Origin of the sequence: Massilia sp. 9096, assembly GCF_000745265.1 — a bacterium.
GTDB lineage: Bacteria > Pseudomonadota > Gammaproteobacteria > Burkholderiales > Burkholderiaceae_D > Telluria.
On sequence record NZ_JQNN01000001.1, the window covers coordinates 599,988 to 616,982 of the forward strand.

10 protein-coding genes, 1 other RNA gene and 1 pseudogene are annotated in these 16,995 nt (G+C 68.5%); 8 read left to right on the forward strand and 4 right to left on the reverse strand.

What is annotated here, in order from left to right; all coding sequences use genetic code 11:
* Positions 1–35 precede the first annotated feature (35 nt).
* A complete protein-coding gene (locus FA90_RS02575; protein WP_081933591.1) occupies positions 36–914 on the reverse strand; it encodes a transglycosylase SLT domain-containing protein in 879 nt (292 codons plus the stop codon).
* Positions 915–1,437: 523 nt separating this feature from the next.
* Here FA90_RS02575 and ubiD point away from each other — a divergent pair.
* From ubiD to FA90_RS02605, 7 genes and pseudogenes are all read left to right on the forward strand, one after another.
* Complete coding sequence (gene ubiD / locus FA90_RS02580; RefSeq protein ID WP_081933592.1) at positions 1,438–2,922, forward strand: 4-hydroxy-3-polyprenylbenzoate decarboxylase; 1,485 nt, start codon at positions 1,438–1,440, stop codon at positions 2,920–2,922.
* Positions 2,923–3,036: 114 nt separating this feature from the next.
* Positions 3,037–3,135: signal recognition particle sRNA small type (ffs, locus tag FA90_RS25440), an RNA gene on the forward strand.
* Positions 3,136–3,217: 82 nt separating this feature from the next.
* Positions 3,218–5,537, forward strand: a pseudogene (locus FA90_RS02585) (DNA polymerase III subunit gamma/tau).
* A 98-nt stretch (positions 5,538–5,635) separates the two neighbouring features.
* On the forward strand, positions 5,636–5,962 hold the full coding sequence (locus tag FA90_RS02590; RefSeq protein ID WP_036165631.1) for a YbaB/EbfC family nucleoid-associated protein: 327 nt from the start codon (positions 5,636–5,638) through the stop codon (positions 5,960–5,962).
* A 15-nt stretch (positions 5,963–5,977) separates the two neighbouring features.
* Positions 5,978–6,568, forward strand: a complete 591-nt coding sequence (gene recR / locus FA90_RS02595; RefSeq protein ID WP_036165633.1) for a recombination mediator RecR — start codon at positions 5,978–5,980, stop codon at positions 6,566–6,568.
* Between the two features lie 98 nt (positions 6,569–6,666).
* Positions 6,667–7,830 (forward strand): glycosyltransferase family 1 protein, encoded by a 1,164-nt coding sequence (locus FA90_RS02600; protein WP_051971349.1) that lies wholly within the window; start codon positions 6,667–6,669, stop codon positions 7,828–7,830.
* A 25-nt stretch (positions 7,831–7,855) separates the two neighbouring features.
* The gene (locus FA90_RS02605) at positions 7,856–8,731 is read left to right on the forward strand and encodes a DUF2334 domain-containing protein (RefSeq protein WP_239700508.1); all 876 of its coding nucleotides are present in this window, start codon (positions 7,856–7,858) and stop codon (positions 8,729–8,731) included.
* Here FA90_RS02605 and FA90_RS25445 read toward each other — a convergent pair.
* Positions 8,640–9,029 carry a hypothetical protein gene (locus FA90_RS25445; RefSeq protein WP_239700509.1) on the reverse strand — a complete coding sequence of 130 codons (390 nt, stop codon included), beginning with the start codon at positions 9,027–9,029 and terminating at the stop codon, positions 8,640–8,642. The two genes, FA90_RS02605 and FA90_RS25445, sit on opposite strands and share 92 nt — an antisense overlap.
* A 189-nt stretch (positions 9,030–9,218) precedes the next feature.
* Between FA90_RS25445 and FA90_RS02610 the strand changes: the two genes are divergently transcribed.
* A complete protein-coding gene (locus tag FA90_RS02610) occupies positions 9,219–11,669 on the forward strand; it encodes a penicillin acylase family protein (protein ID WP_036165635.1) in 2,451 nt (816 codons plus the stop codon).
* Between the two features lie 15 nt (positions 11,670–11,684).
* Here FA90_RS02610 and FA90_RS02615 read toward each other — a convergent pair whose 3' ends face one another.
* Together FA90_RS02615 and FA90_RS02620 are read right to left on the reverse strand one after the other, a co-directional pair.
* Entirely contained in the window at positions 11,685–13,874 is a 2,190-nt protein-coding gene (locus FA90_RS02615) for a bifunctional diguanylate cyclase/phosphodiesterase (protein ID WP_036165638.1), read from the reverse strand.
* Position 13,875: 1 nt separating this feature from the next.
* Positions 13,876–16,740, reverse strand: coding sequence for a response regulator (locus FA90_RS02620; protein WP_036173799.1), 2,865 nt, complete (start codon positions 16,738–16,740; stop codon positions 13,876–13,878).
* Between the last annotated feature and the right edge of the window lie 255 nt (positions 16,741–16,995).

Below are 16,995 nucleotides of genomic sequence, written 5' to 3' on the forward strand. Positions count from 1 at the left end.
TCCAGCGCTGACACCATGCCAGCGCTATGTATATATTAGAGGCCGGCGACCGTCTCGCCGCCCTGGCTGGCCCCGCGTGCGGTCTCGGCCGATTCGGCGTCGTGCTTGGCGGCCGGCGTTTTCTGGGCCAGTGCGGTTGCCGGCGCCGGCGTAGCGGCCGGTGCCGGGGCCGGTGGGAAGTAGGTCGGCACGTTCTTGCCGCTGGCGACCTGCTTCAGGCGATGGTACTCGGTCAGCACCTTCGAGCCGTAGCCGCTGTCGTCGGTGGCGGCGCCGGCGCCCACGTAGCTCTTCAGGCCGGCTTCGACCGAGCCGGTGCGGGTCACGTAATCCTTCAGGATCAGGGCGCCGACACGGATGTTGGCGACCGGGTTCAGCGCGGCCTGGGCGCCGCCCACGCCTTCGAATTTGTCGCTGTGGACCTTCGACATGACCTGCATCAGGCCTTGTGCGCCCATCGGGCTTTCCGCGAACGGATTCAGGCCCGATTCGATGCCCATCACGGCCAGGATCAGCAGCGGGTCCAGCTTGATCTCGTGCGCCGTGCTGTAGGCGGTCGAGACCAGCATGTTGGCGGCGTCGCCGGCCACGCGGTAGCGGCGCGACAGCCAGTCGGTGACGTACTTCTGCTGGCGGCTCGGACGGGCCGCCTTGTCGTCGGCATTGGCGATCTCGACGGGCTCGGCGCTGACCTTCAGGAGGTTTTGCGACGGGCGCGCGGCGACGACGGCCGGGGCAGGGTGCTGCGGGCTCAAAATGTCCGACACCCGTTTTGCCAGATCGGGGCGGTGGTACAGCAGGGCAATCATTGCTACTGCAGAAAGACCGAATACGGTCAGCGTATGTTGTGCGGTGGTCATCACACCGCGTGCCGTTTTGATCACGGAAGACCACGTGACTGGCTGGCTGGCCATCTGTTGGACGAGCCTTGCGCTCGCACCGATGAATCGGTTGATCATCGTCGCTCCTTTGTCGCGGAAAAAGCTGCCCCTGGCGCGGCGTAAAAGCGCTGCGTGGTGGGTACTCATGCCGTGCATCAGATTACCGTTCGTCGCCGCGCACCAAGGGTTTGCGCGATCGAGGAACGCCGTCATTGCTTGCTTCAGCTGGGCCGCGCTGCGATGGAGGCGCCCAGTGGCTAACAAAGTCTAGGGGAGGATTGGGCAGACGCCCAGGGAAACACTCCTTACAAATGTCATTGGGGCCCCGACCCCGTGAAAGCAGGAGACCGGCTAAAATCACGTTCTGGACGTGCCCGGCTCACTCAGTACGGCGGATTGTAGAAGCTCGTTTATATCAAGTCAATACTAGCACTATCGTGCTTCATAACTTTTGAATCTAGCTTTTAGGCTCGAGCTCATCAATTCTTTGGCAAATCAATCACTTGCCAACACTTGCTCGAATTGCTCAAAAGATGTAAAAAAGAATTAAAAATAGATGAACTACTCAGATTTACGTGATTTTATTGCCAAGTTGCAAGACATTGGTGAACTAAAGCGGGTTTCCTTTCCGGTTTCGCCCAACCTCGAGATGACGGAAGTGTGCGACCGCACCTTGCGTGCCGGCGGCCCGGCTCTGCTGTTTGAGAAGCCGACCGGTCATCAAGTTCCCGTCCTTGGCAATTTATTTGGCACGCCGCGCCGGGTCGCACTCGGCATGGGCGCCGACGACGTCAGCGAATTGCGCCGCATCGGCCACGTGCTGGCGCGCCTGAAGGAGCCGGAGCCGCCCAAGGGATTCAAGGACATCATGGACATGGGCTCGCTCGTGAAAGCGGTGTGGGACATGGCGCCCAAGGAAGTAAAGGGGCCGGCCTGCCAGGAGATCGTCTGGGAAGGCAAGGACGTCGACCTGGCGCGCCTGCCGATCCAGCACTGCTGGCCGGGCGACATCGCGCCGCTGATCACCTGGGGCCTGGTCATTACCAAGGGGCCGCACAAGAAGCGCCAGAACCTGGGGATCTACCGCCAGCAGGTGCTGGGGCCGAACAAGGTCATCATGCGCTGGCTGGCGCACCGCGGCGGCGCGCTCGACTTCCGCGAGCATTGCATCGCCAACCCGGGCCAGCCCTACCCGGTCGCGGTCGCGCTCGGCGCCGACCCCGCCACCATGCTGGGCGCGGTGACGCCGGTGCCCGACACGCTGTCCGAATACCAGTTCGCCGGCCTGCTGCGCGGCCAGCGCACGGTGCTGGCCAAGGCCATCGGCAGCGAGCTGCGCGTGCCGGCCAACGCCGAGATCGTGCTGGAAGGGCATATCTACCCGGACCAGAACCATCCGTCCGGCTTCGAGCACGCGCTCGAAGGCCCCTACGGCGACCACACCGGCTACTACAACGAGCAGGACTGGTTCCCGGTGTTCACGATCGACCGCATCACCATGCGGCGCGACCCGATCTACCACTCGACCTACACCGGCAAACCGCCCGACGAGCCGGCCGTGCTGGGCGTGGCGCTGAACGAGGTCTTCATCCCGCTGCTGCAAAAGCAGTTCAGCGAGATCACCGACTTCTACCTGCCGCCCGAAGGCTGCAGCTACCGCATGGCCGTGGTGCAGATGAAGAAGCAGTACGCGGGTCACGCCAAGCGGGTGATGTTTGGCGTGTGGAGCTTCCTGCGCCAGTTCATGTACACTAAATTCATCGTCGTGGTGGACGAGGACGTCGACGTGCGCGACTGGAAGGAAGTGATCTGGGCCATCACGACCCGCGTCGATCCGACCCGCGACACGGTCATGGTCGACAACACGCCGATCGACTACCTCGACTTCGCTTCGCCGATCAGCGGCCTGGGCAGCAAGATGGGCATCGACGCGACCAACAAGTGGCCGGGCGAGACCAATCGCGAATGGGGTACGCCGATCGTGATGACGCCGGAAGTGAAGGCGCGCGTGGACGGGATCTGGCAGCAGCTGGGGCTGTAGGCGCGGCGTCTCGATGCTGCGCGGATACTCTCTATATATAGGCATCGCGCTTGCGATCGGGCTCCGGGGGAAGCTGGTTTGCCCCAGGGCCGCAAGTGCGCTATAATGGCGGCTGGCGGGCCCCTGCGCATTGTGGCATGGCTAACCTGGTCAGGTCGGGAACGAAGCAGCCACGGCCGTTCACCGCAAGTGCCGCAGATCAGGCTCGCCTTCTTATTCTTTCCCCCGTTTTACCCGTTGTGTCTTAAGCCTGCTGGAGTGTTCGCGGCAAGCCAACTGCGGTAAAATCGAGGGCATGTCCTATCAAGTCCTCGCCCGCAAATACCGTCCCCGGAACTTCGAAACGCTGGTTGGCCAGGAGCACGTCGTCCGTGCCCTGACCCACGCGCTGCGCACCGGGCGCTTGCACCACGCCTACCTGTTCACCGGCACGCGCGGGGTGGGCAAGACCACGCTGTCGCGCATCCTGGCCAAGTCGCTCAACTGCGTCGGGCCGGACGGCAACGGCACCATCACCGCCGAACCGTGCGGCGTGTGCGAACCCTGCCGCGCGATCGACGCCGGCCGCTTCGTGGACTACATCGAGATGGACGCGGCCTCGAACCGCGGGGTCGACGAGATGGCCCAGTTGCTCGAACAGGCGGTGTATGCGCCGAGCAATGCGCGCTTCAAGGTCTACATGATCGACGAGGTGCACATGCTGACCAACCACGCCTTCAACGCCATGCTGAAGACGCTGGAAGAGCCGCCCGAGCACGTCAAGTTCATCCTCGCGACCACCGATCCGCAAAAGATCCCGGTGACGGTGCTGTCGCGCTGCCTGCAGTTCAACCTGAAGCAGATGCCGCCGGGGCATATCGTCGGCCACCTGGAAAACATCCTGGGCCAGGAAGGCGTCAGCTTCGAGGTGCCGGCGCTGCGCCTGCTGGCGCAAGGCGCGCATGGCTCGATGCGCGACGCGCTGTCGCTGACCGACCAGGCGATCGCCTATGCCGCCGGCCAGGTCACGCTGGACGCGGTGCAGGGCATGCTGGGAGCGCTCGACCAGTCCTACCTGGTCCGCCTGCTCGACGCACTGGCGCGCCAGGACGGCGCCGACCTGATGGCGGTGGCCGACGAGATGGCCAGCCGCAGCCTCTCGTACAACGGCGCGCTGCAGGACCTGGGCACGCTGCTGCACCGCATCGCGCTGGCCCAGAGCGTGCCGACCGCGCTGCCGGACGACCTGCCCGAGCTGGCCGACATCCAGCGCCTGGCCACCACCTTCGATCCGCAGGAAGTGCAGCTGTACTACCAGATCGCCGTGATCGGGCGTAACGAGATCGGCCTGGCGCCGGACGAGTACGCCGGTTTCACCATGACGCTGTTGCGCATGCTGGCATTCCGTCCGGGGCAGGGCGGGGCCGAGCAGGTGGCCGGCCCGGCGCCGGCCGCGCTGGCGCGCCCGATGCCGCAGGGCGGGGCGCCGGCAGGGCGTCCGGCCGCTGCTGCCGCCGCTGCCGCCGCGGCTTCCTCGGCACCGCCGGCGCGTCCGGCCGCGGCCGGTCCGGCTGGCGCTGCGGGCGCCGCCGCTTCCGCACCTTCACATACCGCCGCACATGCCGCCGCAGCGGCGCCCGCCCATGCGCCCGCGCCAGCCCATGCGCCGGCTCCGGCCCCGGCCGGCGCCGCCCAGGGGATGAGCGCAGCCCGTGCGGCCATCAACGCCGCACTGGAAGCGGCGCGCGCCGCCGCCGGCCGTCCGGCTGGCGCCAAGCGTCCGCCGCCGGGACCGGCCGAGCCGCAAACGGCGCCGCCGGCTGCCGCGCCGGCCCCTGGCCCCGCAGCGCATGCCGGCCCCGCGGGCGGCGCCCCGGCGATGGCCGCGCCGTCGGCCCCGGCCCGAGCCGACCGAGCGCCGCGGCGCCCTGGGATACGCCGGCCGCACCGGCTGCGCACGCGGGCGCGCGTGCGCAGGCGACGGCCCAGCCGCAGCCGGGCATGGCCCAGGCGCAGCAGCCGGCCCCGCACCCGGTCCGGCAGCAGGCGCCGCAACAAGCTCCATACCAGGGCCAGGCGGTCGCCGACGACGAGCCGCCGGCCTGGGTCACCGAATTTTCCGACCATACCGCCGTGGCAGTCGCCGCCGAGGCCCGGCCGCCGTGACCGCGCCGGCGCCAAGCCGCCTCGCCGCCCCGAGTGCGGCGCCGCATGCCTACGTGATCACGCCGGTGCCGGCCATTGCTTGGGACGGCAACTGGCCGGCGCTGGCCGCCAGCCTGCCATTGCGCGGCGTGGCGCAGCAGCTGGCGCTGCAGACCGAACTGATCGAGTGCGTGCCCAGCGCCGGCGCCGTCACCTTCCGCCTGCGCGTGCCGGTCGACACCCTGCGCGCCAGCGGCAACAGCGAAAAGCTGTGCGCCGCGCTGCAGGAATGCTTCCCGGCGCTGCGCGTGAACATCGACACCGAGATCGGCCCGACCTGGTACACCGCCAGCGCCGAAGCCAAGGCGCGCCGCGAGCAATTGCAGCGCGAGGCCGAAGCCAGCGTGGCCGCCGATCCTTTCGTGCGCGACCTGGAGGGGCGTTTCGACGCCTTCGTGGTGCCCGGTTCGGTGCGCCCGCCCGGCACATAAGAGTCACCTGAGCGGCACGCATCGGGCCGCATATCGAGCTGTACCTCGCGCCGCGCGCTACAATTGACGTTTCAGATCGACCTTTTGGAGAACATACCATGATGAAGAACCAGCTCGCAGGCATGATGAAGCAGGTCCAGTCCATGCAGGAGAACATGAAGAAGGCCCAGGACCAGCTGGCCCTGATCGAGGTCGAAGGCCAGTCCGGCGCCGGCCTGGTGAAGGTCGTCATGACCTGCAAGAACGACGTCAAGCGCGTCAGCATCGACCCGTCGCTGCTGGGCGACGACCGCGACATGCTCGAAGACCTGGTCGCGGCCGCGTTCAACGACGCCATCCGCAAGGCCGAAACCACGACCCAGGAAAAGATGTCGGGCCTGACCGCCGGCCTGCCGATTCCGCCGGGCTTCAAGATGCCGTTCTAAGGACCGCACCCTCCCATGTCCAAATCGCTCGACTTCCTGACCGAGGCCTTGCGCCGCCTGCCGGGCGTCGGACCGAAGTCGGCGCAGCGCATGGCCTTCCACCTGCTGCAGCACGACCGCGAGGGCGCGGCGATGCTCTCGCGCGCGCTGTACCAGGCGGTGGATTCGGTGCACCACTGCGCCATGTGCAATACCTTTTCCGAAACCGAGGTCTGCGACCTGTGCGCCGACCCGGAACGCGACCATACGCTGCTGTGCATCGTCGAGACCCCGGCCGACCAGATGATGATCGAGCAGACCCTGACCTACAAGGGCCTGTACTTCGTGCTGATGGGACGCCTGTCGCCGCTGGACGGCATCGGCCCGAAGGACCTGCACCTCGAAAAGCTGGTGCAGCGCGCGGCCAACGGCGAGGTCCAGGAGGTGGTGCTGGCCACCAACTTCACCAACGAGGGCGAAGCGACCGCCCATTACATCAGCGAAATGCTCAAGGCGCGCGGACTGAAGGTCAGCCGCCTGGCGCGCGGGGTGCCCGTGGGCGGGGAACTCGAGTACGTGGATGCGGGAACCATCGCGCGCGCCATGCTCGACAGGCGCAGTGCATAATGGGCCTCCCGTGAGGGTGGCGGTACTCGCTTGACGGTGCGCAAACGAAGCGCACCGGGTACGCTGCTATCGTGGGGTTACATTGACCGGACCCCAGCATGCATCTCGTTGACATTACGATGTTTTACGCGGCCGAAGGAGGCGGCGTCAGTACCTACCTGAATGCCAAGGCCCACTGGCTCGCGCGCCGCAGCACCGTGCGCCACACCATCCTGAGCTCCAATGTCGAGACCAGCGCCGACGCCGTGCCGAACCTGGTCCGCATCCCGGCCGCAGGCCTGCCCGGTTTTCACGGTTTTCGCATGCCGCTGTCGGTGTCCGGCCCGGCGCGCGTGCTCGAATCCGTCCAGCCCGACCTGGTCGAAGCCGGCGACGCCGGCCACTGCGCCTGGGCCGCGCTGCGCATGCGCAAGCGCTACGACATTCCCGCCATCGCCTTTTACCATTCCGACCTGCCGCGCCTGATCGAGCCGCGCCTGGGCAGTTGGATCGCGCGCGGTTCGCGCAAGTACCTCGCCAACCTGTACCGCCAGTTCGACGTGGTGCTGGCGCCCAGCGCCGTCATGATCGAACAGCTCGACGCCATCGGCGTGCACGACGCCGTGCACCAGCCGCTCGGCATCGACAGCGCCATCTTCAGTCCGCAGCGCTGCGACGAGACCCTGCGCGAGCACCTCGGGCTCGACCCCGAGACGCGCCTGCTGGTCTACGCCGGCCGCTTCACGCCGGAAAAGAAGCTGCATGTCCTGATCGAGGCGGTGCGCAAGCTCGGCGCACCGTATCACCTGATCCTGATCGGCGCCGCGCCCGAAGGGGCCGAGCCGCTGCCGCAGTATGCCTGGCTGACCGTGATTCCGTTCCAGCGCGACCAGCGCCAGCTGGCCCGCTTGCTGGCCAGCTGCGACCTGCTGGTGCACCCGGGCGATTGCGAGACCTTCGGCCTGATCGTGCTGGAAGCGATGTCCTGCGGCCTGCCGGTGGTGGCCACCACCAGCGGCGGCGTGGCCGAACTGGTCGACGTCGAGACCGGCCTGCTGGCCGAGCCGAACAGCGTCGACAGCCTGGCCGGCGCGATCGAGGCGATCTACGAGCGCGACATGCAGCGCATGGGCGAAGCCGCGCGCCGCAAGGCGGTCGAACGCTACGACTGGAACGAGATCCTGCCGCAGGTGCTCGCCCGCTACGACGGCCTGCTGGGCGGGCGCCGTTTTGCCTACACCGAACCGGAGCGCATCTGCGTCTCAGACTATGTCGCCAAGTGAATTGCCAAACCAGTCTCCCAACCCCGTGAGCGCTGCCGCCGAGCCGGCGCCGATGCTGTGCGTTTCGATCCACGACGTGGCCCCGGCCACCTGGCCCGATTGCCTGCGCCTGGTGCAGGCGATCCGCGCGGTCGCCGACATCCCGCTGACTTGGCTGGTGGTGCCGCACTATCATTTCCGCCCCGAGCAGTCGCCGGCGATGGAAGCCTGCCTCGACGCCTCGGTGGCGCGCGGCGACGAACTGGCCCTGCACGGCTACAGCCACCTCGACACCGAAGCGGCGGGCGGTGGCGGCTTGCGCCAGCGTTTCCTGCGCAACGTCTACACGCGGCGCGAAGGCGAGTTTTCCGCGCTGGCCGAGGACGAGGCGCGGCGCCGCATCGAGCTCGGACTCGGATGGTTCGCCGCGCGCGGCTGGACCCCGACCGGCTTCGTGCCGCCGGCCTGGCTGCTGGGCGAAGGCGCGTGGCGCGCGCTGCGTGCCGGTCCGTTCGCCTACACGACCACCTTCAGCCACTTCCATTGCCTGCGCGACGAGGAGGGCAACAAGGTCGGCATCGACCCCTTGCTGTCGCCGTCGATGGTGTACGCGGCGCGCAACCGCAGCGGACGTTTCCTGTCGCCGCGTGTGGCCGACGCGACCGCGGCAATGTTCGCAAAGTCACCGCTGGTGCGTTTCAGTTTGCACCCGCCGGATGCGCGTTACCCGGAGCTGGTGCGTCACATCCAGGGCGTGCTCGAACGCCTGCTGGCGCGGCGCGAAGCCGTGACCAAGGCCGAGTGCGCGCGCCGCCTCACCAGTTCGGCCGTCACCATCCCGCGCCATTCCAGTAGCCCGGATGCCAGCCGCCATAGTAGCCCGGCGACATCTGATAGCGCTGCAGATCATCCCGCGCGTTGAGCTGCAGGACGCAGGCGCGCCAGGGGTCGGTATTCGGCGTGTAGCCGAGCCGGCTGCACGCCGGGCCGTATTCGGCCATCATCTGCTCGACCTCGGCCTGCCGGTGCGCGGCGCGTTCCTGCGGTGTGCTGCAGCCTGCCAGCGGTAACGCGATCAGCGACGCCAGGAGCGAAGCCGACAGCGTGGCCAAGGTGCGGGACAGCCAACGGAACGACGAGCCGCACGACCAACTGCACCGCAAGCTGCGCGAAGCGGAGCCGGCGACGCTGCGGTTTGCGCGTTCCTGCACAGAACCCATGACGTCCTCCCCAACGGTTGTCCTGCCCAGTTGTCCTGCCGCCAACCGATCCAGCTTAACGCGGCCTGGCGCAGTCCTGACCGATCCGCTCAAACGTCGAATGGGAACCGATTCGGGGAAGTGATGTCGTGGACTCGCCGGGTCATGGGTTTTTCTGGCAAGATTCAATTTTATTCATGAATCGAGCCGATGCGACGAGCGAACTGGAAGGTCTGGACCGTGCGCCTGCTGGCGTTGATCGCGGGCGTGCTGGCCCTGGCGCTGCTGGGCGTCTGGCTGTTCCTGCGCGCCAGCCTGGCGCAGCTGGAGGGCAGCCGGCGCACGCCTCTCGTCTCGGCCCCGGTGACCGTGGCGCGCGACGCCAACGGCGTGCCGACCATCAGCGGCGCCAGCCGGCTCGACCTGGCCTACGCGACCGGTTTCGTGCACGGCCAGGAGCGCTTCTTCCAGATGGACCTGCTGCGCCGCAGCGCCGCCGGCGAGCTGGCCGAGCTGTTCGGGCCGAAGGCCTCGCCGGTCGACCGCGCCCATCGGCTGCATCGCTTCCGCGCGCGCGCTGCCGTGATCCTGCAGCGCATGACGCCGCCCGAGCGCGCCTTTCTCGAGCGCTATGCGGCCGGCGTCAACGAAGGTCTGGATGCGCTGGGTGCGCGGCCGTTCGAGTATGCCTTGCTAGGTGCCGCGCCGCGCGCCTGGACGCCTTCCGATTCGCTGCTGGTGGTGTGGGCGATGTACTTCGATTTGCAGGGCAACCAGGAAGCGCGCGAGCTGGCGCGCGGCTGGCTGGCCGAGCACACAACGCTGGAGCAGCTGGCCTTCCTGCTGCCGTCCGGGAGCGCACACGATGCGCCGCTCGATGCGCCGCAGCTCGATCCGGCCGCCTCCTGGCGCGCCGCGCCGACGCCGGCCGCGCCCGCGTGGTGGGGCGCACGCACGCCCGCGCGCGCGCCTGCGCCTGCGCCCGCGCTGGCCGACCTGGCGGCGCTGGGCTACGGCGCCGCGCCGGCAGACCTGGTCGGCAGCAACAACTTCACGATTGCCGGCACGCGCACCGCGACCGGCGCGGCGATCGTCTCGGACGACATGCACCTCGGCCTGCAGCTGCCCAACATCTGGTACCGGCTGGCGCTGCGCTTTCCGGACGCGAAAGGGCAGATGCGGCGCGTGGTCGGCGTCAGCCTGCCGGGCGCGCCGCCGCTGGTCATCGTCGGCAGCAACGGCCACGTGGCCTGGGGCTTCACCAACAGCTACGCCGACACGCTCGACCTGGTGCGCCTCGGTGTCGACGCCGCCCACCCGGGCCAGGTACGGACCCCTGCCGGCTGGGAGACCCCTGGCGAATACGATGAAGCCATCCTCGTGAAGGGTCGGGCTGCCGAACGCATGGTCGTGCGCGAAACCAGCATCGGCCCGATCCGCGACGTGGGAGGGCGCCTGTATGCGGTGCACTGGATCGCGCACGCGCCCGAAGCGCTCAACCTCGAGCACCTGAAACTCGAGACCGCCGAGACCCTCGACGACGCCTTGGACGCGGCAGAGCGCGACGGCATCCCGGCCCAGAACATCGTCGTCGGCGACGATCGCGGCCACATCGGCTGGACGGTGGCCGGCGCGCTGCCGCAACGCCTGCCCGGCACGGCGCCGCCTTCGACGCCGATCTCGCCCGACGGCCCCGAGCTCACCTGGAACGGGGTGCTGGCGCCCGGGCAGCATCCGCGCGTGATCGATCCGCCCGGCGGCCAGCTGGTCACCGCCAACAGCCGCCAGCTGGCCGGGCATGGGGCACTGGTGTTGGGCGACGGCGGCTTCGACCTGGGCGCGCGCACGCATCAGCTGAGCGACGGCGTGCGCGCGCTCAACGGCGGGATCGGCGTGCCGGCCGCGTTCCAGGCCACGCTGGACGACCGCGCGCTGTACCTGGCGAGCTGGCGCCAGCGTCTGCTGACCCTGCTCGATGCGCAAGCGCTGGCCGGTCATCCACGACGCGCCCAATCGCGGCGCCTGCTGGAGACGGGCTGGGACGGCCATGCGAGCGTGGGATCGGTCGGCTACCGCCTGGCGCAGCAGTACCGGTTGACGCTGTACGAGGTGCTGTTCGCGCGCGTCAACGCCGAGATGGGCAAGCTCGATCCGAAGGCCGGCATGGGCGTCGCCACCTCGCGCTGGTCGGACGTGATCGAGCGCCTGCTCGATGCGCAAACCAACGCCGATGCCTGGCTGCCGGCGCCTTACGCCAGCTGGCGCGCGCTGCAACTCGATGCGGTCGACCGCACGATCGCCGCGCTCACCAAGGACGGGACGACGCTCGACCAAGCTACTTGGGGCAAGCGCAACACCGCCGACATCGCGCATCCGATCACGCTGGCCGCGCCATTCCTGAAACGCTGGCTGGGCGCGCCGCCCGATGCGCTGCCGGGCGACGCCAACATGCCGCGCGTGGCCGCGCCGAAGTTCGGGCAGTCCGAGCGCCTTGTCGTATCGCCGGGCCGCGAGGAAGAGGGACTGTTCGACATGCCGGGCGGGCAGAGCGGGCATCCGCTGTCGCCGTTCTTCCTGCGCGGGCACGAGGACTGGGTGAAGGGGGTGCCGACGCCGCTGCTGCCGGGGCCGGCCAGGACCACCTTGACGTTCACCCCGTGAACGTCGCGTCGAGCGCTAGCGCTCCGGCAGCAGCGGGACCCACAGCCTTTGCAGCGTCGAGGTGATCGCTTCGGCCGGGGCCGGGCGGCCGAGGTAAAAGCCCTGCACCAGGTCGCAGCCGTATTCCTGCAGCAGCACCAGCTGTTCGCCGGTCTCGACGCCCTCTGCCACGACCACCATCTTGAGGCCGTGCGCCATCGCGATGATGGCGCGCGTGATCGCCGCGTTCTCCGAATCCTGCGGCAGGCCGCTGATGAAGCTGCGGTCGATCTTGAGGGCGCGCACGTCGAAGCGCTTCAGGTAATTCATCGACGAATAGCCGGTGCCGAAATCGTCGATCGACAGGTGCACGCCGATGCCGCGCAACTGTTCGAGCGTGGCCAGCGTCGCCTTGGCGTCGTCCATCAGCGTGCCTTCGGTCAGCTCGAGTTCGAGCAGGCGCGGATCGAGCCCGGTGTCGTGCAGCGCCGAGAGCACGATCTGGCTCAGGTTCTCGTCCTTGAACTGCTTGGCCGATAAATTGACCGCCATGTGCACCGGCCGGCGCGCCAGCTTCTGCCACGCGCGCGCCTGGTTGCAGGCCGTGCGCAGCACCCATTCGCCGATCGGGACGATCAGGCCGGTCTCCTCGGCCAGCGGAATGAACTCGGTCGGCGAGATGACGCCGCGCTCGCCGTGACGCCAGCGCACCAGCGCCTCGACGCCGACGATCTCGTGCGAGCGCACGTCGAGCTGCGGCTGGTACAGCAGGTACAGCTCGTCGTTCTGCAGCGCCTTGCGCAAGCCGACTTCGAGCTTCACGTGGCTCATGATCTGCATCGTCAGCGACGACGAATACAGCTTGGCGTTGTTCTTGCCGCAGTTCTTGGCGTGGTACATCGCGGTGTCGGCGTACTTCAGCAGCGAGGTGCAATCGTCGCCGTCTTCCGGGAACAGCGAGATGCCGATACTGGCGGTCACGAAGATCTCGTTGCCCTCGATGAGGAAGGGCCGGCGCATCGCATCTTTTACACGATGGGCGACGTTGAGCGCGTGCTCGACGCGGTCGAGGTCGGGGATCAGGATCGTGAACTCGTCGCCGCCCAGGCGCGCCAGGTTGGTGCCCCGGCCATCGACGGCGCCGGCGGTTTCGCCGCGCGACACCATGTCGCTGGGGCGGATGGTTTCGCGCAGGCGCTCCGACACCATCTGCAGCAGCTGGTCGCCGACGTCGTGGCCGAGCGTGTCGTTGATGCGCTTGAACGCGTCCAGGTCCATGAACAGCACCGCGAACTTGCGGTTCCCGACTTTCGAGCGCTGCAGTTCGCGCTCCAGCATCTCGAGGAAGGCCTGGCGGTTCGGAATGCCGGTCAGGCTGTCGCAATAGGCCAGGCGCCGGATCTGCTCTTCGGCGCGCTTGCGTTCGCTGATGTCGCGCACCAGGCCGAGCACTTCGGACGGGCCCGTGGCGACCAGGCGCGCTTCGAAGTGCTGCGGTTCGCCGAAGCGCAGCAGCTCGTATTCGACCGAGCGCACCTGCTGGATCTGCAGCGCGACTTCGACTTCTTCCAGCATGCGTTCGGCGATCTCGCGCGGCAGCACGTCGGTGACGTGGCGGCCGACGCAATCGGCGCCGGCCAGCGCCGCGCGCGCCTGGCCGGCGGGGTCGCGCGAACGGCTCAGGCCGTCGTGTCCACTGCCGCGCCCGCCGCCGGTGCGCCCCGGCTCGTAATCCAGGTAGGTGCCGTCGCGCGACATGCGAAAGAACGTGTCGGGGATCGCCGCCAGCACCGCGCGGTTCTGGGCGTCGGCGATGCGCAGGCGCACGATGGCGTCGCTGGCGCGCAGCACGTACAGCACGCGGTGCCCCAGGATCGGCCAGTTGATCGGCTTGGAGACGAAGTCGGTGGCGCCGGCTTCGTAGGCGTTGGTGACGGCCTCCAGGTCGTCGCCGCCGGTCACCATCACGATCGGCACGGTGGCGCCGTTGGCCGAGTCGCGGATCGCGCGGCAGGCGTCGAAGCCGTCCATGTTGGGCATCTCGACGTCCATCAGGATCAGGTCCGGCGAGCACTCGCGCGCCAGGGCGACGGCTTGCGCGCCGTCCTCGGCCTCGATGGCGTCCAGGCTGACGCCGTCCAGCATCTCGAGCATCAGGAGGCGCATCACCGGATCGTCGTCGGCGACCAGGACAACGCCGCGTTTGTTGGCGTGGGGAGCGGGCATGTCAGGTTTCCTTCTCTAGGAGGGCGGAGAGCGAGTGGCGCACGGCCTGGAATTCGCGCTCCATGCCGGTCAAGATCGCGTCCGCGCCCTCGGTGGTGTCGGCGCGGCCCAGTTGTTCCATCTGCTTGCACAAGCCGGCCATCGCCTCGGCGCCGACGTTGGCGCTGGCCGACTTGAGCGTGTGCGCGATGCGCCGCAGGTTGCCGGTGTCGAGGCCGTCGATCGCGCGGCGCAGGGTGCTCAGCTGCTGCGGGGTGTCGTCGACGTAGGTCTCGATCACTTTTTGCACCAGGGCGTCGCCGCGCTCGCGCGACAGGGCCCGGATCTTTTCCAGCGCGACGCGGTTGATGACGTCGCGCTGGATCACCTCGACCGTTTCGCGCGGCAGGCGCGGCCGCTCGTCCTCGTGGTGCACGCTGGCCGCCAGAGGCAGGCCGATCCAGCGCCCGATCACGGCCGCCAGGTCCTGCTGCGTAAACGGTTTGGACAGATAGTCGTCCATGCCGGCCGCGAGACAGGCTTCGCGGTCGCCCTGCAGCGCGTTGGCGGTGATCGCGATGATCGGCAGAGTGCGCCCGCGCCCGGCTTCGCGCTCTTCGCGGCGGATGGTGGCGGTGGCGGCGAAACCGTCCATCACCGGCATCTGGCAATCCATCAGCACGCAGTCGTGGCCGCCGGCGCGTACCGCCTGCAGCGCTTCCTGGCCGTTGCGCGCGACCGCGACCTGCAGGTCCAGGCTTTCCAGCATCGCGCGCGCGACTTCGACGTTGACCGGGTTGTCCTCGGCCAGCAGCACGCGCCGGCTGCGCGGACGCTCCTGCTCGCCCAGCAATGGACGCGGCGGGATGAAGCGCGGCGCCGGCGCCACCTGGCCGCGCGGCCGGGTCGCCAGGCAGGCGAACAGGTCGGCTGCGCGCGCCGGCTTGATCAGCTGGTAGGCGACGCCGGCTTCGCGCCGTTGCACCGGGTCGGCCGCCAGGCGTTCGGGACTGAGCAGGATCAGGCGCGTGGCGCGCGTGGCGGGATCGGCCTTGATGCCGGCGGCCAGCAGCAGCCCGCTGCCCAGGTCGAGCTCCATGTCGAGGATGGCGGCGTCGTAGGGGCGGCCTTCGCGCGCCGCCTCGTGCAGGCGCTCGAGCGCTTCCGCGGCCGACTCGGCGCCGTCGCAATCGGCGCGCCAGGCCGCCAGGTGGCGCTCCAGGCCGACGCGGCTGGTATCGTGCTCGTCGACGACAAGAACGCGCAGGCCGTCGATGACGTGCTGGTGCTCGCCCGGCGCGTCCGGATCGACGCGGCGCTTGTCGAACGCCACCGTGAACCAGAACACCGAGCCCTGGGTCTCCAGCCCCTGGATCAGCGCGTTGTCGACGCCGATCGCGCCGCCCATCAGCTCGACCAGCTGCTTCGAGATCGCCAGTCCGAGACCGGTGCCGCCGTACTTGCGGGTGGTCGAATCGTCCGCTTGCGAAAAGGCTTCGAAGATGCGGCCGCGTGCCTCGCGCGAGATGCCGATGCCGGTGTCGTGCACTTCGAAGCGCAGCATCACGGCCTGGCTGTCCTCGCTGGCGATGCGCACCTTGGCCAGGATGCGGCCGTCATTGGTGAACTTGATCGCGTTGCCGAGCAGGTTGGCCATGATCTGGCGCAGCCGGTTCGGGTCGCCGCAGATCGCCACCGGGATGTCGTTGGCGATGTCGAAGTGCAGCGCGATGCCCTTGGCCTCGGCCTGCGGCGTGTAGACCGTGTGGATGTCGTCCAGCAGGTCCCACAGGTTGAAGTTGATGTACTCGACGGTCAGCTTGCCGGCTTCGATCTTGGAAAAGTCGAGGATGTCGTTGATGATCACCAGCAGGTGCTCGCCCGATTGCTTGACCAGCTGGGTGTAGTTGCGCTGGGTGTCGCTCAGGTCGGTCCCGAGCAGCATTTCGGTCATGCCCAGCACGCCGTTCATCGGGGTGCGGATCTCGTGGCTCATGGTGGCCAGGAAGGCGCTCTTGGCGCGGCTGGCGGCTTCGGCGGCGTTCTTGGCTTTTTCCAGCTGCTCGGTGCGCACCGAGACCTGGCGTTCGAGCTCGTCGCGGTGATGGGTGAGGGCGGCGCCGCGGCCTTCGATGTGGTCGAGCATGGTGTTGAAGCTGTCGATCAGCTGGCCCAGCTCGTCGTTGCGCTTGTGCGCGATACGCAGCGTGGTGTTATGGCTGGCCGAGACCTTTTGCGCGGCGCTGATGAGTTTCCCGATCGGGTCGGCGATGCTGCGCCGCACGCGCCGCGCCAGCACGTAGGCCACCAGCAGCGACACCGCCGCGGCGCCGCCCGCGACGCCGAGCGCGCGCAGCAGGTCGAGCCACATCGGCACCTGGTCGGCCTGCAGCATCACCACGCCGGCCGGTGCGGCGGCGGCGGCGGCGTCCGTGCCGACCGCGCGGTAGACCCGCATCGACGGCAGCCACGGCCGGCTGCCCTGGCGGCCGGCTTCGAGCAGCGCGGCCGGGGACAGGTCGGGCAGCTCGGGCACGCCGCGCAGATCGGCGTCCACGCGCGCGCGCGCGCGTGCACCCGCCGCGCGCCAGGCGGCGAACGGATGGCCGCGGCGGTCGTACAGCACGGCCGACTCGAGGCCGCCGGCGTTGCCCAGCGCGGCCAGGATCTGGCCGGCCAGCGCGCGGTCTTCGAATTGCAGGGCGTCCAGGCTGTTGGCGGCGGTGACGGCGGCCAGTGCGGCCAGCTGCGCGTTCTGCGCGCGCCGGTGATCGAGCACCGTGCCGCAGGCGAAGGCGAGGTAGGCGACCAGCAGCGCGCTGCTGGCGGCCAGCAAGCACATCGACGTCAGTTTCCGATTGAGGCTGGCACGCTCGAAATTCAGCATGGTCTGGCTGGTCCCGGCAGTCGGCGCTGCGAACGGGCCTGTCGGCGACAGACCCAACATGCAGGAAAGTAAATTCCCGCAAGAAAGGACTATAGGGGAGGGCTTGTGCCGCTTATTTGTGGTGGATCAATCCGGTGGGAATGCTACTCAGCCGTTGTAGGAAAAGGAGAGGAAGGGGAGAAGAGAATCGAGGGGAGGGAAGCAAGACGTCGCCCCAGCGCGCAGGCCGGGGCGACGGGTTCAGCACGGCGTACG

Bases quoted from the DNA above. Each gene is read 5' to 3' on its own strand.
- FA90_RS02600 (WP_051971349.1), top strand. From the start codon at position 6,667: ATGCATCTCGTTGACATTACGATGTTTTACGCGGCCGAAGGAGGCGGC.
- FA90_RS02610 (WP_036165635.1), top strand. From the start codon at position 9,219: ATGCGACGAGCGAACTGGAAGGTCTGGACCGTGCGCCTGCTGGCGTTG.
- FA90_RS02615 (WP_036165638.1), bottom strand. From the start codon at position 13,874: ATGCCCGCTCCCCACGCCAACAAACGCGGCGTTGTCCTGGTCGCCGAC.
- FA90_RS02620 (WP_036173799.1), bottom strand. From the start codon at position 16,740: ATGCTGAATTTCGAGCGTGCCAGCCTCAATCGGAAACTGACGTCGATG.
- FA90_RS02575 (WP_081933591.1), bottom strand. From the start codon at position 914: ATGGCCAGCCAGCCAGTCACGTGGTCTTCCGTGATCAAAACGGCACGC.
- FA90_RS25445 (WP_239700509.1), bottom strand. From the start codon at position 9,029: ATGGGTTCTGTGCAGGAACGCGCAAACCGCAGCGTCGCCGGCTCCGCT.
- FA90_RS02590 (WP_036165631.1), top strand. From the start codon at position 5,636: ATGATGAAGAACCAGCTCGCAGGCATGATGAAGCAGGTCCAGTCCATG.
- ubiD (WP_081933592.1), top strand. From the start codon at position 1,438: ATGAACTACTCAGATTTACGTGATTTTATTGCCAAGTTGCAAGACATT.
- recR (WP_036165633.1), top strand. From the start codon at position 5,978: ATGTCCAAATCGCTCGACTTCCTGACCGAGGCCTTGCGCCGCCTGCCG.